The 23,103-nt window shown below is 49.6% G+C and carries 22 protein-coding genes and 1 riboswitch; of the genes, 8 read left to right on the top strand and 14 right to left on the bottom strand.

Features of this window, described 5'->3' with window-relative positions:
• Nucleotides 1–67: 67 nt before the first annotated feature.
• The 3 genes from JVX88_RS02980 to JVX88_RS02990 all read right to left on the bottom strand — a co-directional run bounded on the left by JVX88_RS02980 (nucleotide 68) and on the right by JVX88_RS02990 (nucleotide 2,186).
• Nucleotides 68–331: a ferredoxin gene (locus JVX88_RS02980; RefSeq protein ID WP_211625605.1), complete on the bottom strand. Its 264-nt coding sequence runs from the start codon at nucleotides 329–331 to the stop codon at nucleotides 68–70.
• A 47-nt stretch (nucleotides 332–378) separates the two neighbouring features.
• Nucleotides 379–1,491 (bottom strand): quinolinate synthase NadA, encoded by a 1,113-nt coding sequence (nadA, locus tag JVX88_RS02985; RefSeq protein ID WP_211625607.1) that lies wholly within the window; start codon nucleotides 1,489–1,491, stop codon nucleotides 379–381.
• Nucleotides 1,492–1,586: 95 nt separating this feature from the next.
• Nucleotides 1,587–2,186 (bottom strand): hypothetical protein, encoded by a 600-nt coding sequence (locus tag JVX88_RS02990; RefSeq protein WP_211625609.1) that lies wholly within the window; start codon nucleotides 2,184–2,186, stop codon nucleotides 1,587–1,589.
• A gap of 102 nt (nucleotides 2,187–2,288) precedes the next feature.
• On the opposite strand from JVX88_RS02990, the gene JVX88_RS02995 reads away from it, so the two are divergent.
• A complete protein-coding gene (locus tag JVX88_RS02995) occupies nucleotides 2,289–2,930 on the top strand; it encodes a YceH family protein (protein WP_211625611.1) in 642 nt (213 codons plus the stop codon).
• Nucleotides 2,931–2,933: 3 nt separating this feature from the next.
• Here JVX88_RS02995 and JVX88_RS03000 read toward each other — a convergent pair whose 3' ends face one another.
• From JVX88_RS03000 to JVX88_RS03010, 3 genes are all read right to left on the bottom strand, one after another.
• Nucleotides 2,934–3,299 carry a response regulator gene (locus JVX88_RS03000; RefSeq protein ID WP_211625613.1) on the bottom strand — a complete coding sequence of 122 codons (366 nt, stop codon included), beginning with the start codon at nucleotides 3,297–3,299 and terminating at the stop codon, nucleotides 2,934–2,936.
• A 60-nt stretch (nucleotides 3,300–3,359) separates the two neighbouring features.
• Complete coding sequence (locus JVX88_RS03005) at nucleotides 3,360–5,042, bottom strand: choice-of-anchor Q domain-containing protein (RefSeq protein ID WP_211625615.1); 1,683 nt, start codon at nucleotides 5,040–5,042, stop codon at nucleotides 3,360–3,362.
• Between the two features lie 415 nt (nucleotides 5,043–5,457).
• The gene (locus tag JVX88_RS03010; protein WP_211625617.1) at nucleotides 5,458–6,006 is read right to left on the bottom strand and encodes a hypothetical protein; all 549 of its coding nucleotides are present in this window, start codon (nucleotides 6,004–6,006) and stop codon (nucleotides 5,458–5,460) included.
• A 20-nt stretch (nucleotides 6,007–6,026) separates the two neighbouring features.
• On the opposite strand from JVX88_RS03010, the gene JVX88_RS03015 reads away from it, so the two are divergent.
• Nucleotides 6,027–6,455 (top strand): hypothetical protein, encoded by a 429-nt coding sequence (locus tag JVX88_RS03015; RefSeq protein ID WP_317134655.1) that lies wholly within the window; start codon nucleotides 6,027–6,029, stop codon nucleotides 6,453–6,455.
• On the opposite strand, the gene cyaB is transcribed toward JVX88_RS03015, so the two are convergent.
• Nucleotides 6,452–7,024: a class IV adenylate cyclase gene (gene cyaB, locus JVX88_RS03020; protein WP_211625621.1), complete on the bottom strand. Its 573-nt coding sequence runs from the start codon at nucleotides 7,022–7,024 to the stop codon at nucleotides 6,452–6,454. The genes JVX88_RS03015 and cyaB overlap by 4 nt on opposite strands.
• 281 nt (nucleotides 7,025–7,305) lie before the next feature.
• Here cyaB and JVX88_RS03025 point away from each other — a divergent pair, with 281 nt between their 5' ends.
• The 6 genes from JVX88_RS03025 (at nucleotide 7,306) to JVX88_RS03050 (ending at nucleotide 14,198) form a co-directional block, all read left to right on the top strand.
• A complete protein-coding gene (locus JVX88_RS03025) occupies nucleotides 7,306–8,343 on the top strand; it encodes a sugar phosphate nucleotidyltransferase (RefSeq protein ID WP_211625623.1) in 1,038 nt (345 codons plus the stop codon).
• A gap of 8 nt (nucleotides 8,344–8,351) precedes the next feature.
• The gene (gene mutM, locus JVX88_RS03030) at nucleotides 8,352–9,182 is read left to right on the top strand and encodes a bifunctional DNA-formamidopyrimidine glycosylase/DNA-(apurinic or apyrimidinic site) lyase (protein WP_211625625.1); all 831 of its coding nucleotides are present in this window, start codon (nucleotides 8,352–8,354) and stop codon (nucleotides 9,180–9,182) included.
• 43 nt (nucleotides 9,183–9,225) lie between these two features.
• Nucleotides 9,226–9,301: riboswitch (SAM riboswitch) on the top strand.
• Between the two features lie 66 nt (nucleotides 9,302–9,367).
• Nucleotides 9,368–11,242: a bifunctional homocysteine S-methyltransferase/methylenetetrahydrofolate reductase gene (locus tag JVX88_RS03035; protein ID WP_211625627.1), complete on the top strand. Its 1,875-nt coding sequence runs from the start codon at nucleotides 9,368–9,370 to the stop codon at nucleotides 11,240–11,242.
• A gap of 187 nt (nucleotides 11,243–11,429) precedes the next feature.
• The gene (locus tag JVX88_RS03040) at nucleotides 11,430–12,347 is read left to right on the top strand and encodes a carboxypeptidase regulatory-like domain-containing protein (protein ID WP_211625629.1); all 918 of its coding nucleotides are present in this window, start codon (nucleotides 11,430–11,432) and stop codon (nucleotides 12,345–12,347) included.
• 121 nt (nucleotides 12,348–12,468) lie between these two features.
• The gene (locus JVX88_RS03045; RefSeq protein WP_211625631.1) at nucleotides 12,469–13,716 is read left to right on the top strand and encodes a VWA domain-containing protein; all 1,248 of its coding nucleotides are present in this window, start codon (nucleotides 12,469–12,471) and stop codon (nucleotides 13,714–13,716) included.
• The gene (locus JVX88_RS03050) at nucleotides 13,713–14,198 is read left to right on the top strand and encodes a DUF488 family protein (RefSeq protein ID WP_211625633.1); all 486 of its coding nucleotides are present in this window, start codon (nucleotides 13,713–13,715) and stop codon (nucleotides 14,196–14,198) included. Before JVX88_RS03045 ends, JVX88_RS03050 begins: the two co-directional genes overlap by 4 nt.
• Nucleotides 14,199–14,275: 77 nt before the next feature.
• Here JVX88_RS03050 and JVX88_RS03055 read toward each other — a convergent pair whose 3' ends face one another.
• The 7 genes from JVX88_RS03055 to JVX88_RS03085 form a co-directional block, all read right to left on the bottom strand.
• Nucleotides 14,276–14,719: a BrxA/BrxB family bacilliredoxin gene (locus JVX88_RS03055; protein WP_211625634.1), complete on the bottom strand. Its 444-nt coding sequence runs from the start codon at nucleotides 14,717–14,719 to the stop codon at nucleotides 14,276–14,278.
• A 153-nt stretch (nucleotides 14,720–14,872) separates the two neighbouring features.
• Nucleotides 14,873–17,857, bottom strand: a complete 2,985-nt coding sequence (locus tag JVX88_RS03060; RefSeq protein ID WP_211625636.1) for a choice-of-anchor Q domain-containing protein — start codon at nucleotides 17,855–17,857, stop codon at nucleotides 14,873–14,875.
• 169 nt (nucleotides 17,858–18,026) lie between these two features.
• Entirely contained in the window at nucleotides 18,027–19,379 is a 1,353-nt protein-coding gene (gene tssK, locus JVX88_RS03065; RefSeq protein ID WP_211625638.1) for a type VI secretion system baseplate subunit TssK, read from the bottom strand.
• A gap of 127 nt (nucleotides 19,380–19,506) precedes the next feature.
• Nucleotides 19,507–20,295 carry a YkgJ family cysteine cluster protein gene (locus tag JVX88_RS03070; RefSeq protein ID WP_211625640.1) on the bottom strand — a complete coding sequence of 263 codons (789 nt, stop codon included), beginning with the start codon at nucleotides 20,293–20,295 and terminating at the stop codon, nucleotides 19,507–19,509.
• Nucleotides 20,296–20,322: 27 nt separating this feature from the next.
• Nucleotides 20,323–20,829, bottom strand: coding sequence for a hypothetical protein (locus JVX88_RS03075; RefSeq protein WP_211625642.1), 507 nt, complete (start codon nucleotides 20,827–20,829; stop codon nucleotides 20,323–20,325).
• Nucleotides 20,813–21,685 carry a M16 family metallopeptidase gene (locus JVX88_RS03080; protein ID WP_211625644.1) on the bottom strand — a complete coding sequence of 291 codons (873 nt, stop codon included), beginning with the start codon at nucleotides 21,683–21,685 and terminating at the stop codon, nucleotides 20,813–20,815. The genes JVX88_RS03075 and JVX88_RS03080 overlap by 17 nt, the downstream gene beginning before the upstream one ends.
• A 44-nt stretch (nucleotides 21,686–21,729) precedes the next feature.
• On the bottom strand, nucleotides 21,730–23,007 hold the full coding sequence (locus JVX88_RS03085; protein WP_211625646.1) for a M16 family metallopeptidase: 1,278 nt from the start codon (nucleotides 23,005–23,007) through the stop codon (nucleotides 21,730–21,732).
• Between the last annotated feature and the right edge of the window lie 96 nt (nucleotides 23,008–23,103).

A 23,103-nucleotide genomic window follows, 5' to 3' on the forward strand; every position in this document is an offset into this window, starting at 1 on the left:
AAACAAGATCAAATAGTGGGCATGTGTTAGATAGGATACACCCGAACACAAGTTTGCCTAAAAATGATCAACCCTGGCTCCCATCTTGTCCGATCGCTTCTACAGGACAAGCTCTCATGGCCTCTTCACAAAGTTCAAATTCCACGTCGGTTTCTGGCTGTTTGTAAACGAAAGAATAAGCGTTTTTATGATTGCGAGTGAAATTATCCGGAGCGGTATCGCGGCAAACATCGCAATCAATGCAGTGCCGCTCGACATAAAATTTACCGGGCGCGTTATCAGGCACTTTGTCTTTGTTCTTCGCCATAGTTTGCCCGATCGTAAGGTTCATAGCAATTCGTAAAGCAATTGGATGGATCGACTAAAATACCTCTTTTGCTAGATTTTTTTCTCTGTCATTGAGATCATTCGTTCCAGAGCAACGTTCGCAAAGTGTTTGGTCTCATCATCCACCTTTATCTCATTGACAATCTGACCGTTAGCGAGGTTATCCAGTGACCATGCAAGGTTCTGCGGCGCTATCCGATACATGGTCGCACACATACAAAGATCCGGAGCAAGCAAATGTATCTCTTTATCAGGAAACCGATCGGAGAGCCGCTTTACAAGATTTACTTCCGTCCCGATCGCCCACTTCGACCCAGCCGGAGCATTTTCGACGGTTTTGATGATAAATGAGGTCGAGCCGTTGAGGTCGCTTTTTTGAACCACCTCATATGTGCACTCCGGATGGACAAGCACTTGTACCTCCGGCACCTCGTCGCGGATCTTATCCACGTGCCAATCTTTGAACCGGCCATGTACTGAACAATGTCCTCGCCACAATATCAGTTTCACGTCAAGCAAAGCCTCAGGCGAATTACCTCCGAGTTCTTTATGCGGATCCCATACGACCATTTTATCCAGAGGAATGCCAAACTTTGCACCGGTATTCCGTCCTAGATGCTGATCCGGAAAGAAGAACATCTTGTCATAATTTCTAAGATAAACGTCGAACAGAGGCACAGCATTAGAGGAGGTGCAAACGACACCTTCGTTCCTGCCACAAAAGGCCTTTATCGCAGCCGTCGAATTCATATATGTGATCGGGGCAACGCGTTGTTCGAGAACGCCGATCTCACGCAACTGTTCCCATGCTTCTTCGACCTGATCGATGTTCGCCATGTCGGCCATCGAGCAACCGGCTCCCATATCAGGCAAGATCACGACCTGTTCGGGCTTGCCCAGAATGTCTGCCGATTCAGCCATAAAATGGACCCCGCAGAAAACGATGAAATCAGCCTCAGTTTGCGATGCCATAACTGAAAGCTGATAGCTGTCGCCCGTAAGGTCGGCGTGTCGGATAACATCGTCGCGCTGGTAATGGTGACCCAGAATAACAACACGTTTACCCAAAGCCTCGCGAGCCGCTTCAATTGACTCGGAGACCTCAACCTCGGACATCAGCAAGAAATCCTCAAGCGGCCGCACATCAGTTAGAACTTCAGCCATATTACCTCCTTGGCGAGCATCGTGATCTGTGCTCATTACAGTAGAGAATTGCACTTTGGAGCAGCATTCGCAAGGGTTTGGGATCAGTTGAAAAACTAAAGATCATAGGTCACTTTGTCCTGGCCAAATGCATTGCAAAACTGTTCGCGGCAATCTTCCGACAGGCCAAGTTTGTTTAACCATTCACGCTGTTCCTGCATAAGACGCGGCAGGTGCACTACGTCCGAAACCGCGTATTCGACCAGATCCTCAGTCCAAATACCATCCCATTTTTTTGTGAATCTTGTCCTCTGAGACTTGTCCAGATCAACAGCGAAATAACGATAAAGTGTATCGGCGAGCGATACGGATTGTCGCGCACCGCGCGTAAGCAGCTTTTCGGCGATCATCGTGTCATATACACTAGTGATCACATATCCGCCTGCACTAAGGAATTCCAGATCGAACCGTGCATTGTGAAACACTTTGACTATCGCGGTATTTGCGAGCAGCTCAGCAAACCGGCCCATACCGACACCTTCACTCAATGGGACCAATACGCTTAGGTCGCCATCAGAGAACTGGATCGAGTACAGCCTTCCGACCTTTGAATTAAAGCCGGAAGTTTCAGTATCACACCCGACCACGTGGGCAGAGCCCAATTGCTGCATCGCGGACTCCACATCCTCGGTTGTTCTGGCAATCAGAGTTCTCATTCTTGCAGAGATAGTTTTACTCAAAGTTTGGCTTGGGCAAAATGTGTCCTGACCATACCAGCGGATGAGCTTTGCACATTTTCAAGGTATTATTGAAACGCGATGATAAATGAGATCGAGGCAAGAGTCCTAGGAAGCCTTGTTGAGAAACAACTGACCACGCCGGAATATTACCCGCTTACATTGAATTCGCTAACGGCGGCATGCAATCAACGGTCGAACCGTGATCCTGTAATGTCGCTTGGGGAAACGGAGGTCTTAGCGGCCATTGACTCTCTTCGCGATAAGAATCTGGTCTATCTTTTTCACGGCAGCACTAGCCGGACGGTTAAATACAAGCATATGCTGCCAAGCGTTTTGGAGCTCGAGCCGGAGGAGACGGCCATTATCACACTCCTTTTGCTTCGCGGGCCACAGACCGTCGGTGAACTGCGCGGACGTAGCGAAAGGCTTTATGATTTCAGATCGCTGGACGAAGTGCAGCAAACGCTCGACGCACTTGCCCGCCGGTCAGAGCCGCTTGTGGCCCGTTTGGAAAGATCGCCGGGGCAGAAGGAGCCGCGATACGCTCACCTCTTCAGCGGTGAGCCGGATGTATCTAAGCTCGCGAATGCTGAAACTCCGAGGCCAAGCAGAGACGATACTTCCGCGATCGACGAACTCCGAAACGAGTTTCTAGCTCTAAAAGACGAACTGGAGAAACTAAAGGGAGAGTTTGCGGAATTCAGAAAGCAGTTCGAATAGAAATTACTGGCGCACAAGGTGTTTATCCAAGGTCCGCCGTAATTCAACCGGATCGATCGGCTTGTAAATCACGTCGTCGCAGCCCGCTCGTTCGGCATGATCGCGGACATTGCGAAACCCGGTTACTACGATTATAGGAACCCGCTCGAACGCGTCGATCTCGCGGATCATCTTTGCGGTTGAAAGACCGTCCAGCAAAGGAAGTCCGATATCCATCAAGATTAGGTCAGGAAGGAACTCCTCGGCTTTTGCAATAGCGTCATACGCACCTGCCGATTCCAATACAGTATGCCCCTGTTTTTCCACGATCAAGCGGATCAACGCGCGAGCATCTTCACGATCTTCAACAACAAGGATCTTTTTCTTCATTCTCTCCGGCTCGAGTGTGGATAGCTTTGATGCTACAGCCGAAGTTTCAGGTTTGCAAAATTAGTGAGGTGAAAGTATCGAGCTTAGTGTGAAGGCTCTCTCTGCGGTTTGTCCTTGTGAATCTGTTACGCGGATCGTAAAGACCCACGTACCCCGCAGCCTGGGCCGCCCAAATATGCGTCCGCTGCTTACATCGAGCCTAAGGCCGGGCGGAACACCGCCTTCCGCAATTGAGAACTCAAACGGCGCGATGCCGCCCGTGATCTGTAGGCTCTGATCATAAGGGCGAAGACGTAACGCCGGTGGCAGCGTCTCAGTGTTAATGACCGGCGGCAGCAGAGCAGAATATTCGAATGCGCCGAGATCAAACTGCCCAACTTGCGGCCGAGCGGTCGATCGTTGGTGTATTAGATACTGCCTCGAAAGATCATTTAATGGCAACACGTCAGGGTTCAGGGCCGTGCCGGCATCGATAGCGGGCGAGCCGGGAAGAAGTGCAAAGTTTTGTGCGTTTATATCCGCGAAGCCCGGCGATGTACCGGTTACCATCGTATTCCCACCGGTAACGCTTCCTGTAAATCCGCCCCCTTCGTGGGAATTTCGCCATCCGGTTTTTGCCCAGTTATTGGCAAGCAGAAGAGTCCCTGCCTCTGCCAGCATCGCGAGGTTTGCCCCCGAAGAGGTATTGAAGAAAATATTGTTCCGAAGATCAGCATTTTCGTCGTTTGTAGAAAGCCGAGCAATGACCGTTGTGCTCGCGCGCACCGAATAGATCGTATTGCCGTAGAGATATAACTTTCCCTTCCGATAGTTTGCCGTGGTGCCGCTATCACCGCCGTAATGGACCACTTGATTGTTTCCGCCGTCCTGCTTGATCAGAATGTTTCCGTAAACGAACGTCTTCCTGTAGGCTGGATGATTGCGTATAACAGCCGTATCCTCGCCATCCACCATATCGATGGTTCGATTGCCGCCTTCGATCCAGTTATATCTGACCACCAAACCGGCGGAACGATCCTTTAGATTTACACCGGGAGAGCCGGAACGCAGCGGCCCGAATCGATTGTACTGAAAAGTGATATTTATAGCTGCGGTATAGTTGTTGTGCTGATAAATGCTCCCAACTATCCCGTTTCCGTGAATATAATTTCCTTCCACCAGGATATCGCGCGATTGGGCGGAATCCGTCGAGGCAGCAAAAAGCCCATTTGCCCCATCGGTAATAATATTGTTCCTGATGGTAATGAATTCACCTTTTTCAATGAAGATAGGCGAAGCCGCGGAGGCATAGCTCTGAACCGTACCGTTTCGGCCTGTGAATTGATAGTTCGGGTGAGCGCCGCGAACTTCAAGGCCCTCAATGATGATGTGCCGCGGCATTGTGTCCGCGGGAACATTGGCACCGCCGATCTTTATCACACCGCGTTGCTCGCTCCAGAAATTCAGATTGGCAGGCGTCGTCGCGTTAACACCATCGATTACAGGGCGCTGGCCTTCCGGCCCCGGAACCCCGACAACCGTTATTGGAAGTTCGGCGGTTCCCTGACGGCAGATCACCCATTTTTCGCGATACGGTTCCGTACGCCAATGGATCCTTACGATGTCTCCCGGCTGAAGTGTTGCCCAAGGCACACCGGCGATATTGGTTATCTGCTGGCCGGGGCCCACTTCGTAAACGGCAGCCGATGTGGATAGATCGGACGCGAAAATTGTCAATACCAAAGTCAGAATAAGAGAACGCATAGATCAGAGAGTGTTTGGTGGGCAAAAGATCGGATGATCGCAGAAAGTTATCCGCTATTTTAAAGATAGTTGCAAATTCCGGCTCTTTCTATAAAAAGGAATAAAAGAGTATATCTGGATATTTGTTCTGCTCCGTGCGTAACAAGCCTCTACATCCAGGAAAACAAACTTAAATCGCATATCGGCAAGCTCCGGGAATGTGTAAAGCACGAAGATCGGACATCGTCAATTGTAGTTGGTCGATCCTCAATCACTAATCAAAATTCGTCAATCGTGAATAATTGTGTGTTTAGGGATGGCATCTCCGAGGGAGTGGAAGCGACCTGAAAGTAATCTCAACTGAACGGCTGAAAAGATACAAGGCTGCCTTTTCCGACAGCCTTGATATGCAGCTGCGTGAAAGCTTTACTAGCGATCAGAAAATGAACCGAACACCCAGCTGAAGTTGTCGCGGGCCGCCGAAACGTGCCGTTGACGGAGCGAAAAGCGGAATGCCGGCTTCCGGGTTTGACGGGGAACCATCCGGCAAAGGTGTACCAAACAGACTGATAGCATCGTTACCAAAATTTTTGTTTGAGGCTTTGGTAACGTTGAAAACCTCTGCCGAAAGATCCAGCCGTTTTGATTCGCTAAGTCTGAATGCTTTCAGCAAGCGAAGATCAAGGTTAAAGAAATTCGGCTGGCGGAAAGAGTTTCGTTCAACAACGCGTCCGTTAACTATCGCCCGGTCATTGTCGTCATTACCATCGTTCTGGGTGTCAAAGCCGATCACTGGCGTGTAAGGAAATCCAGAACGGGCAAGCAGAACGCCGGAAAGCGTAAATCCTGCGCCCAGATCAACCAATCCGCTCAGATTCATATTGTGGCGAACATCCTGCTTTGAATAACCCCGATCCATCTTTAGATCGAAAGGATTAAGAGCCGGTTCCTGCGAAAAGTTTCGCTCGTTCGAATCGTCATCCATCGTCTTGGACAAAGTGCCTGATCGAGGAGTTATATGCAGCCTCGATGGCCGGCGTCGACGTCGATCTTATAGTTCGCGGCATTTGCTCGCTTCGACCGGGTGTAAAGGGTCTATCAGAGCGGATCAAGGTTCGGTCGATCGTTGGGCGATTTCTTGAGCACAGCCGCATATTCCACTTCCTTAACGGAGGTTCAGAAACCTCGGAAACATATATTGGCAGTGCAGATTGGATGCTTCGAAATCTGGATCGACGTGTCGAGGTGGTGGTCCCGATCATTGATCGGGAGATAGCAACCTATATCCGGGACGTTATTCTTGAAGGTTATTTGAGGGACAATGTGAATGCGTGGTCATTACGTCCGGATGGAACCTATCGAAAAGTTGCGGCAGGCAGCACGCGCGAATCGAATTCGCAGATGTCATTTGTCGGAGAAGATATCTTAAACTAGGCTGAAGCCTTCCTTTCGAATCTTGCTTCCATTACTCCGTTTACGTTCTTGCCGTATTTTATTGTGAGCCGCGGGTAGCCGCGCGGCTCTCGTTCTATTTCCCGCATCCCAAGAAGCCTCTCGGCTTTCTCTATTTCTTCGATAGAGCCTTCGATCTCCATGAATAAGCCGAAGGGCAGTTCATCCAGCACCACTTCGACCGACCCTAGCTGCCAATATTTTCGGCGTTTCTCATAAACAGCGGTCAACCGATACCCAAGCCGTTCGATGATCTTCTCCATTGCCTCAACATCAGAGACATTGGTCTCGTATTCGAGCTTGTGCTTAGCCCCAGATTCTGATTTGACCTTTTCTTTATACGTTAGGACCGTAAAATCGCCGATCTTTCGAAGGCGAAGCGTGGCACCGCGTTCGTCCATATCGCCACCGCGGTGCTGGTAATTGACTTCAAACACCTCCTTGAGAAAGACCGCTCCGAGCTCCGACAGTTTCGCCGTAAGTTCCTCGACCCTCTTTGCTCCAAGGCGATATTTCTTTTCCGTTTCGATCTTCACCGGTAAGCGCGCCATTTGTCAGATGGCAAAATGCGAGTGTAAGCATTCTTTCGACTAACGGCAAATCTACCTATAGAACATTCAATTAGGTGTAAATATATAACTCTGATATTGCCAATTTACCTAGGGTCCTTGCTGTTCTGCGGTAATAAGATGAGTTTGGAGCATATATTGAGATCTTCTGGTGTTTATTTAAGGACATTGTTCAAACTTGCACATTTGCCCACATTAAGATCAAAAATATCTTTATTTTTGATTTTAGCCTCTTCATTGCTTACTCTTTTCTTTTTCTTGATATGAAAGCATTGATTCTTGCCGGCGGGAAAGGAACACGTCTTAGACCGCTTACCGTTTATACGCCGAAACCGATCGTGCCGGTCATGAATCGGCCATTTCTTTCATATCAATTAGAGCTGCTATCGCGTGCCGGCATTTCCGGCGCAACTCTCTCATTGAATTATCAGCCAAATAAGATCGAAGATACCTTGGGAGACGGCTCTGATCTTGGCGTTGCGATAGATTACGTTACAGAACCTTCTCCTTTGGGAACGGCTGGAGCTTTCCGTTTCGCAGCCGATAAAGTTGAAACAACTGTTGTCCTCAATGGTGATATTCTCTCGGATATCGATCTGTCAGCGATGATCAGCCAACACCGCGGATCTGGTGCAGCGGCCACGATAGCTCTTGCTCGAGTTCCTGACCCCTCAGCATATGGCCTTGTTGAGATCGATGATGATGGCGCGGTGCTCCGCTTTATTGAAAAGCCCTCTGCTGCAAGTTTGTCTGAGATCAAGACCGATCTGATAAATGCAGGTATCTACATTCTTGAGCCCTCAGTGCTTGAGCTTATTCCGCAAGGTGAGAACCGCTCGTTTGAATACGACGTTTTCCCAATGATCTTGTCAAAAGGAATGGGATTCAATTCCTTCGTTTTGGAGGATAACTATTGGCGGGATATTGGGACGCCTGCCTCTTATCTGCAGGCACATTTAGACCTTTTGGCGGGAAAGTTCAATTTTTTGGTGAGTCCCAACATCTCACATTCTGAGCTCGCCACCACGGCTTTCGTAGATAAAAGATCTGTGATCGCTGAAGGCTGTGTTTTGAAGCCGGGCGTGCGTATAGAAAACTCAGTTATCGGACCCGGTGTATTTATTGAAGAAAAATCCCTTATTAAAGATTCCGTACTTTGGTCGCATTCCCGCGTCTCGTCATCTGCCGAGATACGCGGTGCCGTGCTTTGCCGGAGCTGCCATATTGGAAGAAATGTCGTCGTCGGCGAAGGAAGCGTGCTCGGCGATAAGGCTTCGATCCCCGATTACTCTAAGGTTTAGATGTCGTTATGCCGGAACTGCCGGAGGTTGAAACTGTTGTTCGTCAGCTTGACGCTCTGATCGCTGGCCGGACCATCAATCAAGCCCGATTATTGCGAGCGAAGCTTTCGCCTGACTGCTCATCAAAGAGATTCTCGTCATTGCTGCAAAACTCCTCCATTACAGGAATAACAAGACGCGGAAAATTCATTCTTGTTGACCTTTCAAGAGGGCGAACGTTGCTCGTTCATTTAAGAATGAGCGGGCGTTTTATGTTATTGGACGAAGAAGCCGCCGAACCGAAGTTTACCCACGCCGTTTTTCATCTTGATGATGAAACGAAACTTGTATTTCAAGATCAGCGGCACTTCGGATTGATGAAGATAGTAACCAGCGGGGACCTCTCGAACTTAAAAGAACTTTCTAAGCTCGCTCCGGAACCATTTTCTGACGAATTTTCGCCGGACTATCTTCGGTTCTGTTTACAGAGATCACGGCGCAGTTTGAAGGAGACGCTTCTTGACCAGACACGCGTCTGCGGGCTTGGGAATATCTACGCATCTGAAGCAATGTTCGTCGCGCGGGCCGATCCGCGTATGTCTGCCGATAGTCTTTCAGCAATTAAGACAAAACGACTTCATTCGGCTATTCGAGATGTATTGACTGAAACGGTCGAACTTGGGAAAACCATCGCGATAGATCGTGATAACATCGGCGGCAACATTTACGGTAACGGCAGCGAGCAGATCTGGCGCGTTTATGGGCGTCAAGGTGAGCCTTGTTCCAAATGCGGCCGGCCGATACGTCGCATCGTTCAAGCCGGTCGCTCCACCTTCTACTGCGCATATTGCCAGCGCTGACCTCGTGTAACAGCTTGACTTAGCAAGGCGAAAAACGCATCATTCAGGAAACCGTGGTGAGTTATTGCGACTTGCGACCACGTTAAATAAACTGCTAAACAGCATAAGACGTTCAAGATGTAATTTTGAGGTCTCGCTGTTTGGCGAGACTTTTCATTTGATGAACGCCGCGTTTTAACAGGGCAATGAAAGACTTTCGCGAATTGATAGACTCTGGTGGGATATTCGTATTTGACGGGGCAATGGGAACACGTCTTTACGATAAAGGCATTTACATAAATCGCAGTTACGATGAACTGAATCTGACCAATCCGGATCTGGTCCGTGAGGTTCATGAGGAATACATTCGCGCAGGCTCAGATGTGATCGAAACAAATTCTTTCGGAGCAACTCGCCATAAATTGCAGACTTACGGACTTGAGGACAAGGTGCGCGAGATAAACACGGCCGCCGCCAGTATAGCCCGAAAAGCAGCGAATGATAATGCATATGTTGCTGGGGCGATCGGTCCGCTTGGAATTCGGATCGAACCGTTTGGCCCAACATCCTTTGACGAAGCCCGCAGCCTTTTTCGCGAACAGGCAGAGGGGCTCCTCGAAGGCGGTGTCGATCTCTTCGTTCTTGAGACCTTCTCAGAGCTTTCTGTAATAGAGCAGGCGATCCGTGCCGTGCGTGACGTTTCCGACCTACCGATCATCGCTCAGATGACGATCATTGATGATGGAAAAACGACCTTCGGGACCACTCCTGAGGCCTTCACTGCAAAACTGGATGAGCTCGGCGCGGACGTCATCGGACTAAATTGTGGTATGGGTCCAAGCCACGTGCTTACTGCGCTTGAAGCGATGCGTGCCGTAACCAGCAAACCTCTTTCGGCACAGCCTAATGCCGGTCTGCCACGCGACGTACAAGGAAGACAGTTCTACATGGGATCGCCTGAATATATGGCGACATATGCAAAACGATTTGTGCAGGCCGGGGCACGATTTGTTGGTGGATGCTGTGGCACAACGCCAACGCATATAAAGATAATAGCGGATTCTATCCGCTCCATCAGCCCGCGAAAAGCAGATGTATTTACGAGCATAAAACCGGCTGAGGTGGTCGAGCTACAGCCGCCTGATATAAAAGTGATCGATCCAGAGGATCGTTCCAACTGGTCAAGGAAAATAGCTCGCGGCGAATTCGTAACCTCGGTTGAGGTGCTTCCGCCGAAGGGATGCGATGCAGATAAAACGCTTGAATCCATTCGTCTATTAAAGGAGGCGGGAGTAGATGCAGTGAACATTCCGGACGGTCCGCGTGCGCAGACTCGAATGTCAGCTCAGGCGACCGCAGTGCTTGTTGAACGCGAAATCGGCATCGAAGCGGTTCTGCATTATTGTTGCCGCGATAGAAATTTGCTCGGGATGATGTCTGATCTTCTCGGTGCAGCCGCTCTCGGTCTTCACAACCTGCTTATAATTACCGGAGATCCGCCGAAAATGGGACCTTATCCGGACGCGACTGCCGTCTTTGATATCGACTCAATAGGATTGACCAATATGGTCAACAAGCTGAATCATGGAATGGATATTGGAAACAATCCGATCGGGCGCCCAACGGAGTTCTCGATAGGAGTCGGCGTAAATCCAGGTGCCGTAAATCTAGAAGAAGAGATCCGCCGGTTCGAATGGAAGGTAGAGGCAGGCGCCGAGTATGCTATCACGCAGCCGGTTTTCGATACGGAGCAACTTCGTTCGTTCATCGACAAGATCTCGCACGTAAAGATCCCAATTGTCGCGGGAATTTGGCCCTTGGTCAGTTTCAGAAATGCCGAATTTCTTCACAATGAGGTCCCGGGCGTGAACGTTACCCCTGAGATTCTTGAACGTATGCGCTCAGCATCAGACAGGGGTAAAGAAGAAGCTCGAGAAGAGGGGATTCAGATAGCACGTGAATCGCTGCTTGAGGTCCGGGACATCATAGCCGGTGTTCAGGTTTCAGCACCATTCGGGAACGTGAAGTATGCTTTGCAGGTTTTTGAAGTTCTAAGTTCTCCCTCGTCTGTATCAACATAAAGAACTGCCAATGTTTGCTTTCATAACGAAAAATCATTGACATAATCTCTTGCCTTATATAATCTGAAAATGAGGGTATTCCCCTCTTCTCCTTCATAAAATCCCACAATCCCACTTATTTTCACAACGTGCCTCCCAACTTGGCCGCGTTTTTCTGCGCGCTTCAGTTCTCACAGAGGAGTGATTTATGTCTCAACATTTCCGATCTATCTGCTTTTCCTTACTCAACTTGATCCTTACAAATATCCAGATCTGGCTTCTGATACTTGCTTCAGCATCAGTATCCTTTGCCATTGTCGTACCTGGCACAGGTACGGGTGCTATACCTGATGGAAGCTCTCCGAATCCTACATGCGGAGCGCCACGCAATGTTTTGTTCAACGTGTCAGGTGCTCCTTGGACTCTGGGCTCGATATCAGTTTCTTTCACGATGACGCATACTTATATCGGGGATCTACAGGTCTTTCTCATTTCCCCTGATGGAACGACCGCCTCATTATTTACCTATGTAGGAAGAACGCCTCCCGTTGGGAGCGGATTTGGTGACAGTTCGAACCTTAGCGGAACTTATGTGTTTTCAGACGCCGCATCTGGAAATATTTGGGTTGCCGCTACCGGAGGTGGAGACACATATAACATTCCCCCTGGGTCATTCCGAGCTCAAGCTCCAGGGCCCTTTTCGCCAATAAGTCCAGGTCCTCCATTCATTTCACTAAACTCTACTTTTTCTTCTATACCGACGCTTAACGGCGTTTGGACACTTAGATTTCTTGACTGTGCAGCAGCTGATACAGGTTCTGTTACCGCAGCTTCGCTTACAATACTAGGACCGACTGCCGCTGGGGCATCGCTATCGGGAAGAGTAGCCTCCCAAAATGGGACCGGGATCAGAAATGTAACCGTTTCCTTATTTGGAGGCGGGCTTGAGGCCCCGCTTACCACAACAACCAATTCTTTTGGTTATTACTCGTTCTCAGATGTTCCGGCGGGTCAAACTTACATAATTACGGCGAGCTCAAAGCGACATTCGTTCTATAACCCTACTCAGGTCGTAACCCTTGACGGAGATCTAAGCGATTTGGATTTTATCGCAGAAGCATTTTAATGGTTCAGCTTTTCTGCCACTAAAATGATTACCGAAGGTTCTTTACATCGGTAAAATGTCCAACCATTTGGGGAAATTTGGTATCATATTCGTTACCTGACAGATCCGAGGTCATCGAATTATGAACCTGCTCTCTTCTGGCCGCTTCGCGTTCGCCGTAATAATTGCAATATTTTTGGCGTTTTCACTGACATCGTTTTCCCAATCCCGGCCCCAGCGGCCGACCAATCGGCCCGGCGATGATAAACGCAATCAGCGGCCTACACCAAAAACTGAGGAAGAGCTGAAAAAAGAAGAAGAGGAACGCCGAAGGCAGGAAGAAGAGCGCAATGCGGAGATCGCTGACGATGTTGTCCGAATTGAGACCAACGTAGTTAATATCGAGGCAGTCGTCGTAAACCGTAAGACCGGACAGATAATCACCGGTCTAAAACGCGAACAATTTCAGGTTTTTGAAGAAGGCGTTCGGAAGGAGATCGCAAATTTTTCAACACCTGATGCCCCGATAACCGTTTCCCTGGTACTTGAATACAGCAAGTGGACGGAGGTTTTCGGGCGAGCGGGCGGCGGCCCATTTGAGCCTGGCGTTTATGAATCTATTCGTCCGGTCGCGCAGTTTCTTACCCGTTTCATCCAGCCGCCGGATGATTACGCCTCGGTCATCGCGTTTGATATGCGGCCGACCCCGATAACGGATTTTACGAACGATCCGCGGCGAATAAACGAAACAATAAACCTCCTGCTAAGGAACCAGCCAGCATTTCGTGAGAATAATCTCTACGATGCGATCAAGTTTGCACTTGTCGGCGGAAAGGGCGATTCGGTCGTGCTTGAGCGGAATCCGGAACGCTACACCGAATACGGCGGGATGGTGGATGTAAAAGCTAAACGCCGGGCTATCATCTTGGTTGCATCCGGCATCGACACATTCAGCCGTATAAATTACAGCGATGCGAGAAAGGTTATTCAGGAGGCCGGTATCCCGATCTATATAATCAGCACCGGAAATCTTTTCTATAAGAAGTACGAGATGTATCTCGGTGCGACCGACTCGATCACGGGAATGCCCGGAAGACTCACTTTCCAGCAGGCTAGAAATGCCATGAATACCTTTGCAAAAGAATCTGGCGGGATGCACTTCGAGATGACATTTCCAAGTGAGATACCTTCGTATCTGAATTCCATAAACGGCCTGCTTCGAAGCCAGTACAGCCTTGCATACGAAATAGATAAACGCCACGAACCCGGCAAGCGTTACAAGTTGGAAGTAAAAGTGGACGTTGACGGCGACGGCCAGACAGACGAAAAGCAGTATGTAGTTCAGCACCGTCCATTCATCTATAATCTGACTGAAAAAGAGCGGAAATGAGCGTGGCTGAAGCGAATCATTGCCGCACCGTCACGATCCACACCATTGGCCACGGTAAACACGACTTTGCCTATTTCCTTGAACTATTGAGAAGGTTCGGGATCGGGTTTGTTTGTGATGTGCGGAGCGTGGCGCGTTCGCGATGGCCGCATTTTAACGGGCTTGTGCTTGCGGAACTTCTTCGGGAGAATGCCATCGGCTATGAACATTTACCCGAATGCGGCGGAAGGACGCGGCCTACGCCTGACGAACTCAACTGGGGAACGGATCGCATCATTGAAATAGCTGCCGAGGTGCCGACGGCCCTGATGTGCTCCGAATCGCAGCCGCTTTCGCAACATAAGACACCGCGTGCGAATTGCCATCGCATCGGTATGCTTGCCCCGATACTCAAAGCGAAAGGTGTTGGGCGGCTCGTTCACATTTTGCCGGACGGACGCACCTTAGAATTCGATGAATCGGTCGTCCCGTCGATCTGGTAAAATCCACCGCAGCAAACAAAAAGGCTTCCCCGATGTGAAATTCGGAAAAGCCTCATCCGTAACACAAAGACCTTGTTTTAAGCTATCGCTGCCTGCTCCGCACCGCTTGTCTCGTTAAAGGCTTCTACAAGAGCTTCAGCAATAATTGCCGGGTGTCGGCCTTCAAGGTCGCGCCGCTCGAACATCTTCACGAGCTTTCCATCACGAAGAAACGCGATCGAGGGTGACGACGGCGCATAGCCTGTAAAATACTCGCGGGCAGTATCAGTCGCATCGATGTCGGCACCGGCGAACACCGTGATGGCGCGGTCCGGTTTGACGGAAGAATTTTGTAGGGCCATCGCAATGCCAGGCCGAACACCACCCGCCGCACATCCGCAAACTGAATTGACTACGACCATTAGCGTTCCGTCCGTATTTTCGACCGCTTCCTTCACGGCCTCCGGCGTTTTGGTTTCTTCGATACCAAGCTGTGCGAGCTCGGCACGCATTCCGTGGATCATTATTTCTGGATATGGCATATCTTTTACCTCTTGAAAACAGTACTTTTCGGGTCTTCTTAATACCTGAAATTATTTTCAAGTATGTGAGATACGCGGTGCCTCGTCAAGTTTTGCCATCCGAGCAATATAGGTCAACCCGGCGGAATGTCCATTGATAATGCACCATTCCATTCAACGCTTCCGCCCTATGAACACTAGTCCGGTGATGTCTTCCTGGGGTGTTACGACTATCACTGGTTCATCAAATGTGAAACGGCCGGAGCTGATTACAAGAACATAAGTTTCGCCGGCTCGCAGGCCCTCGATCACAAAATTGCCGAAAGTTCCGGTGGTACTGACTGGAGGAGTTTCCATTCCACCGCCATAGACTGTAACGACCGCTCCGCGTATCGGAAGGCCGTCATCCATTTGAATACGGCCCAAAATGCTGACGTAAGCTGACGTTGGTCCGATAAGCTCGAACGCACCGATATCCGCACCATCGCCTGCGTTCGGATACGCCGCTATGTCAAACATCCTCTGAAACCCGCGCTGATCTGTCGCAGCTCCGAACGAATTCCCAGCGTCGATCACTGGACTGAAAACCAGCGGCCGGTGCGTCGCGGTTGACCCGCCGTTGTTTTGTAATGCTCCGAGCATTGGAGCTGTGTCCAAGATATCGGTTGCAAGATAGGCGATGGGAAGGCTTGTATCCCCAGCGTCTCCGGCAGAATCGCCGATAAGATTGAACCCCTCGGAAATGAACATTCCGCTCGCGAAGAAGATCTCCGGCCGCGCGGATGCAGAATTACCGGAAATGATCGTCGAGCCGACCGCAAGCGTTCCGCCGGAATGATATACGCCGCCGGTAAACGAAACTCCCGCATTTGCAGTTATCGTCGAATTGCGAACGGCGGTGATCCCGGCTGTGAATGTACACATCGCGGCACCGGCATTACCTGCCCCGATAGAATTCCCGCTTATCGTAGTGTTCTCGATCACGAGGTCGGACGTGCCGAACTTTGCTATCGCACCGCAGCCAAAGCCCGAATTCGAAGCTATCAGCGAACGCTCGATGCGATGCGAACCGCTGCCCTCAAAGGCCACGGCAATTCCAGAATTGATAGCACTGTTTGAGCCGAGCCCAATCCCGACAAGAGATACATCCGCATCAATGGCATATACCGCACCGCCGCGTCCCGAGGCCAACACACCCTGACCGCCACCACCCGTAAGCGTTAATCCGGAGATATCCGCCGCCGCCCCAGAAATACTGAAAATACGATTTGAGCCGGGGCCGCCGTCAATGCTGAGTTGATCCGCACCCGGTCCGAGGATCTTGGTATCGTCCGTGATCGCGATCTCCGAACCCAGAACGATCGTCTGCGGTACGCCCGCTAATAAACCCGCGATCCCGAAGGTAATCTCTTGCTCACCGGGCAGCGCATTCGCCTCCTCTATTGCCGCTCGCAGCGAACAGCCTCCGCTCTCCGTTGCACAGCTTCCGTCGCCGGGGCTCTCATCACTCTCATCTGAGGTTATATCAACAACGAACGGATCGGGTGTAGGAGATGGTGAAGGAGTCGGGGTCGGGGTCGGTTCCGTATCGTCATTTAGGATAGTTATCAAAGCTTCGGACGGTTCACCGATCTGGGCACCGCCTGCTGCGTCTCTAAGCTCGATCACGAATGATTCGCCCGGTTCGAATTCAGCATCGGGGCAGAGCTGGATCTGAAATGTCTTGTCTGCGCTGTCGCCGGCAGCCCAATTCAAAGTCCCACTTGGTGATACATAATCAACACCTTCCGAGCAGCTTGCCCCGCCCGTAGCTGTTCCGCCGCCAAGTCTATCTATAAAAGTGGGGCTTGCGGCAACACCATAATCTACCGATACGGCTCCGGCCGAACCGCCGGTGCGCGTTACCGATACAATTATCGGCCCGCCATCCTCATCGCCCGAATAACTCCCTGATGAGAACTGCACCATTCCGTAATACGAGTCAACAATCTCTGGGGCGAGCGCAACACCTCTGTAAGCATTATTTATTGATGCGGTGCTGATCAACTGTGGAACAGCGGACGGAGCAGAGTTATATCCAGATGTGTCCTCTACATAGATCAATTGTTGGCCGTTACGAGTTGCAAACAATCTAACTGTTCCGTTCGCAACCTCACCGGCAAGGCCTATAAACAAAGTCGGAGCCACAGATGGAGATGTGATCGCAGGAAATGTCCCATTATACGTCCAGAACCCTGCGATCAACGAAAATTTCTTGATCCCCCCTCCAGAAACGCCGGAAGTAGTTGCCTGATCTGCAACATACACGGTGTCAACTCCATCAACAGATGTACTCAGATCGGCAAAGAAATACTGATGAGGGTTTCCGGCGGTCGGGAATCCGGGTAGATTCGTAATGTTTGAACCAGTTGTTGAAGGCAGACCGCTTCCAACTTTTGAAAGTCTATTGGACCCAGATGCTCCGGAAACAAAAAGCTGATCACCGAAAATATTTACTACACGGTTATTAGTTACATTGCTGGCGATAGTAGTCGGAATCCCCGACCCACCAAGCGATTGATAAACTACCCCTGAATTGCCGCCGACAGCCCAAAAGGCAGAACCATCAACAGTAGTTGCACTTCTAATATTTGCCGAGCTAAATCCAGTCGTCGAAGTTGAGATATTAACAACACCGTATGCATCCACTGTTCCTATCACACGGGGATAATTGGAGCTCAGTGTCCCGGCGATCGAGGACACACCTGGACTTGCGGCATATCCGGTGATCACCAAGTATCTCCCATCCGTGGAACGCGTGATCATACATTCGGTATCCGCTGTACCGGAAACGGTCAAAGGAAAATTTGAAGATTGATATGTAATGGGAATCGCGAGACTTGAGATCAATGTGCCCATCGAATTGTATTCATCCAAGAATACTGGCGTCGAGGCATTAGAAAGTGCCGTGACTCCGTTGCCAACCCTACACACGACCACGTTCCCGGGTGTGAAATGTAATGAGTGGAAGTCAGAGATAACCACATTATTTCCTTCTGCCGAGACTGTGGAAACATAGGGAATCTGCTCAAGTTGCCGGCTCGTTGGCTCTGCAAATAAAAGTAATGTGATCGTAAACAGACATACAACGGCACCGATCAACTTATAAGAAAGTCTCATCTGAATAGGAGTAAATGAAAAGACAAGGTTGTAAGTAAAGCGCACAAAACAGTTTAGGTGCTGCGCAAATGTTTAGCTTGAATACTGGAAAAAGACAATCCGCTCGGTCGGTAAGATATCAATTGCAATTTGGTTTGTATCTCACAACCCTTTGCGTATGGTCATCATTTTATGGTTTCACAGCATACAATTCCAATTTCTCGTCCGGGATCTCGCTCGGGACATAAACGGCGATCACCTTAGAGCCGGATATTCCATTCCAGTAGGGTCCGATCGAGTCCAATTGAAAGTACTTGAATCCCACACGCGCAGGAATCGGTGCCGGAGGCGGATTTGAATGCGTTAAGACCACTCCCGGCAAAGCGGAACCGATCACTGAATCGATCACATCACGCGAAGCGATCTTCACCACGCGAGGAACGCCTTCGATCAATTTCGCCTCTGGCATCTGGGCTCTTACCGCAAGATAAAATCCTGCTTCCTTCAGCAGCCTCTCATCATCGATACGACCGACGTAGAGCGTATCGCGCGTTTTCTCAAGCGGTATCGGAACGCATCGGCTCGGTATTACCGTCTCAAGAAGTTCCCTTAACTGTGTGGAAAGATTGTAAAATGTGAAGTGAAGGTCGTCGTGATCATACTTGACTATATCTTTTGGATGAATCTCTAAAGAGAATGTCATTAATTTTCCGACAAGCGTGCTCATCTCCAGATATAACTTTTCGGGGTGGACAAGCGGAGTCCGAAAGTAATGCGACATTACCGGAATCGAGGAATTTATAGTATGAAGCAGCCAGAAAACGGCGACCTCAGAGGTTGTGAAATCTGCGAGCGATGCATTGCTCGCCCGACGCTGTTCGCCAAGACTGCCGCTTTTCGTTACAAGTATCTCAACCAATTGCCGCAGCATATTGACCAACCAGGTCGAGGCAGATACCTTTAGCGTCGGAGGAATGTAATCGTCGGATATTTTTAACTGTCCGGTCGGAGTTCTTTGCAATTCGGCGATCTTTATCGAAGTAAACCCGTCGCGAAGCTCGTCGTCAAATATTATACGCAGATTGCTTTTGGCGTATGCGATAGGCTGCTCATTGGTGCCGCTGGTCTCATCCTTGACCATCACACCTTCCTGCAAAAAACGGACGTTATTCGTAACAGGAGCTCCGCTGGCTTGGAAGTTGGCTTCGCCCGCTTTCTTTGCCGGGATCGCAAGATGAACACCGAGCCGTTCCTTCTCAACCTTAAAATGGTCGCCAACCGGTCTCATATCCGGAACGGCCTCGGCATCCGGAACATTTACAACCAAGCCGTCCGGCATAATCGCCCGGCATCCGGTTATCTGAAAGTTACCGTTTGCTACCGCCTCGCTATTTATCCGGAGGTCGAGTATCCCGTATTCATAAGGCATCATTGACCTTATGCGCGAATTGAGCAATTCCTCGTGGTAATTATCCCACTGCTGAAAGTGGTGCGGCGTAAGCAGCATCCCTTCGTTCCAGACTATCCTTCGGTAGTTGCTCATAACGGTCAGACGTAAATAGTAAAACGAGTAGGTAAATTAGTAAACACGGCCAAGCGTTCTTTTGAGGTCGCCGTAAATACTCAGAAAAGTTCAGTTTCTAGAAGTCTCATATGGGATTATCTGCTTCTCACCTAGGTCTAACTGCAGCCGGCGAATTCGACAACTCGGAGAAAAAGTCCTTGACCCATTCCGGCCCGGACTTCGATCCGAAATCTTCGCTTACCTTTTCTGCAAGATCAAGAGCCCTTACCAACGTCAAAAAACCAAATCTATCGAGACGGCCGGTCGCTCCTAGTTTCTTCATGGTGCGTGAAGGTTTGATCAATAATTTGACCACATTCACGGTTGCGGCCGTTGGTTTCGCGCAATTTTCTGCGGGAGAAGTAACCAGATATTCCCTGCATGCTATCGGTCGGTCCGGATGGATCGAGCACGATTCATCTTCCAGAAAAGGACAAGGAATGCCGGCATGAAAATATTCCAACACGATGTCTGTAGCCTCACCCACCGCCTGCAAACCGTCAGTTCCTCGAAATCGCTCAAAATGGTCATTGAGTTTATCGAACCAGCCTATCTTCTCAAAATAAGCGTTTGCTTCTTGAAAACGACGTTTTATTTCCGTGCGACGCGGCTCGGGCATAGAATCCACCAATTCCGCGATCTGATAGACCTCGGTCTCTGAAATGGGTACCGGTTGGCGGCAGCAGGCTCCGCAACCTGCTTTGCAGGATATTCTTTCGCCCCCGGCTTCCACAGCATCGACTCCGATATCTACTATCGCAGAGGTCATCCGCTGAAAGATCGGCAACATTCGGTGAGGTTTTACAGGCACTGCCGGTACGGTCATCTCCATTTCCAACGGAACGCCCGAGATATTTACCGCGATCTTACCTGTTATCCATTCTTCATTTTCCATCGCCTTAACTTCCGTCGAGAATTGGTATCATAGTGTCAGCGGTTCTGCATTTACGCCAAATGCTTTTGGATCTTGTGTTATCACACCGATCGCAAGGAACGTTAACGCCATATCAAATTCCGCCTTCGTTATCATCCCTTCTTTTTCTAGAAACCATATAGATCTAAGCTCGCGTGAACTGACCTCGCGTTTTCCCGCCAGATCCTGAAGCATATTCCGCAACTTCATTGTTTCACCAGCCGCCCCTTGATCATAGGCAGCGATCAAAAGAAGTGCGTCATCCGATCTTTCACTTCCTATCTGCGGATGCAGTTTTCCGAAGACTTCTGACATCGTTCTAGCCGTGTTCGCAACGTCGCCACGGCTATTGCCTAATCTGGCAATAGCCGCCACCGCCAGAAGCTGGGGCTTTATGTCATTTGCAGCCGCCAGCTCGGCGATCTGCTTTGCGCTCTTCCTGGCTGAATTGATGTTATCAGCAAGAACTGCGGAATTCTTCAATTGCGACACTTTAGCGTCAACTCGTTTCGGCACCTAGCACCTGATTCATCACCAAAAGCGGAAAGAAATCCGGATCGTCACGCTTTATCGCAGAATTCGCAAGCACAATGTTTGATTGTGCCGAACCCGGCCGGTCAACAATGACTAGCGAGCGTTCCTTTCGATCAGGCACATTTGGAAATTCGTGAATATGCCTGTCACCAGATTCCCAGTCGCCAAATAAACGCTCGACGATCATAAGGAAATCATCGCTTTGGAGATCACCTACCGCAAAAAGCACTGCATTATTAGGAACGAATCTATTCCTTCTTAATTCTTCAAGAGCCTCTCGGTCGATCCTCTCGATATCGGAAGGCCTAGGGGCGATCACCGCATAAGGATGCTGGCCATAGATAAATCGACCGACCTGTTCCGACGCAAGAAAGCCAGGTTGTGAACGATTGAATTTCAGATTCTCGATTGTATTTCGCTTATAAAGATCGACCTCGTTATCAGGGAAAGTCGGCACGAATACAACTTCCGACATTAATTGAAGTATCTCTTCGAAGTACATTGAAAGCGATGATGCCGCAACAATAATAAAATCGTCATTCGAGCTTGCATTCAAACTTGCTCCGAGCCGCTCGATCTTTTCTGCCAGCTCTCGACTGGAATGTTCAGTAGTTCCTTCCGTGACCAGCGAAGCCAATGCAGATGTGATCCCAATTGAATCTTTAGGATCGTTAGCATCGCCTGTCATAAATGCGAGCCTCAAAGAGACCAGCGGAAAACGTCTATCCGGAACAAGGACGATCTTTAGCCCATTCGCCAAGGTTTCACGAAATATTGGAGGGGTATTAAATGGTATCGGGTCGAGCGGTGAAGGAACAGATCTTCGATCAGTATTCATAATGTCAGGAAAATATGATTTAATGAGCAGGCTGCATATCCTTGTCAGCCTTTGCCGGCCGGCGTTACATCAAGAAGCGACCGATTGGCTGTATTCAGGTATGTCGAGACAGCGCGCCGGATCTGATCTGGCGTTATTGAAAGCAGTTCATCGAGTTCTGTGTTGATAAGATTTGGGTCACCATCGTATAAAGCATACTCCCCGATGGCCTGTGCTCGTGACATCGATGATTGGCGCAACCGAACAGCATCATTTATCAATTGATTCTGCAGTTTCATCATCTCATCAGAGGTCGGGCCATGAGCTGACATAGTTTCGATCTCGGCCATTATGGTCTCTCTGATCTTGCTAAGGTCTTGATCTGGTTTCGGTATCGCACCGATAAGGATGCTCGAGGGGCCGCGTCTCTCATCCGTAAATCCGAATAATTGAACGACTGATTCATCGCCCTTGACCAGCTTTTGATACAGCCGCGAGCTTTCACCGTCATAAAGAAGCTTGCCGGCAAGATATAGAGCGTTGAATTCAGGTGTGCGACGCGCCGGTATCTTCCATCCCAGAAGAAACGCCGGCAGCGGAGCGTGCGGATCATTCCATTCACGATAATCATCCGCGACCTCTGGCGGTTCTTCAACATTTATTGGCGGTGCAACTGGTTGCTCAGGTATATCCCCGAAATATGTCTCGATGAGTTCCCTTGCAGTTGCCGGGTCAAACGAACCGGAGATCACAAGCACTGCATTGTTCGGCGCGTAATAAACACGGAAAAATTCCTTTACGTCATCGACCGTCGCATCGTCCAGATCTTCCATCGAACCGATCGTGGAATGTGCGTTCGCAAAGTTCTGATAGATCATCGAGGTTACGATGTCGAAGATCTGACCATACGCCTGGTTGTCGTAACGGAGTCTCTTTTCTTCCTTTACCGCTTCACGCTGATTGTCAAGATTCTCTTGCGTAACGGCGAGCGACCGCATACGATCTGACTCCAGCCATAATGCAAGCGGAAGCTGGTCAGCGGGAACGGTCTCAAAATAGTTCGTCCTCTCGCTCGAGGTCGTCCCGTTCATTGTTCCGCCGGCTTTCATTATGTACTGAAAATGCCCGGCCTTTGGCACGTTCTCTGAGCCCTGAAACATCATATGCTCAAACAAATGAGCGAATCCTGTCCTTCCCTCGCGTTCGTTCCGGGAACCTACATCATAATAAACAGCCACCGCGACGACCGGAACCGCATCATCATGATTAAGAACCACCCGGAGTCCATTCCTTAGTTTGTATGATTCAATTGAAAGCGGTTGAAGTTCGAATCTTTGTCCCATTTTACTGACGTTCCAATGATTTTTTCTACAAGCGAGAGATCAAAGGTTTCTACACTAATCAAAACACTTCGATGTCGAAAATGCAAAATCGAAGGG

It is taken from the genome of Leptolyngbya sp. 7M (assembly GCF_018128485.1).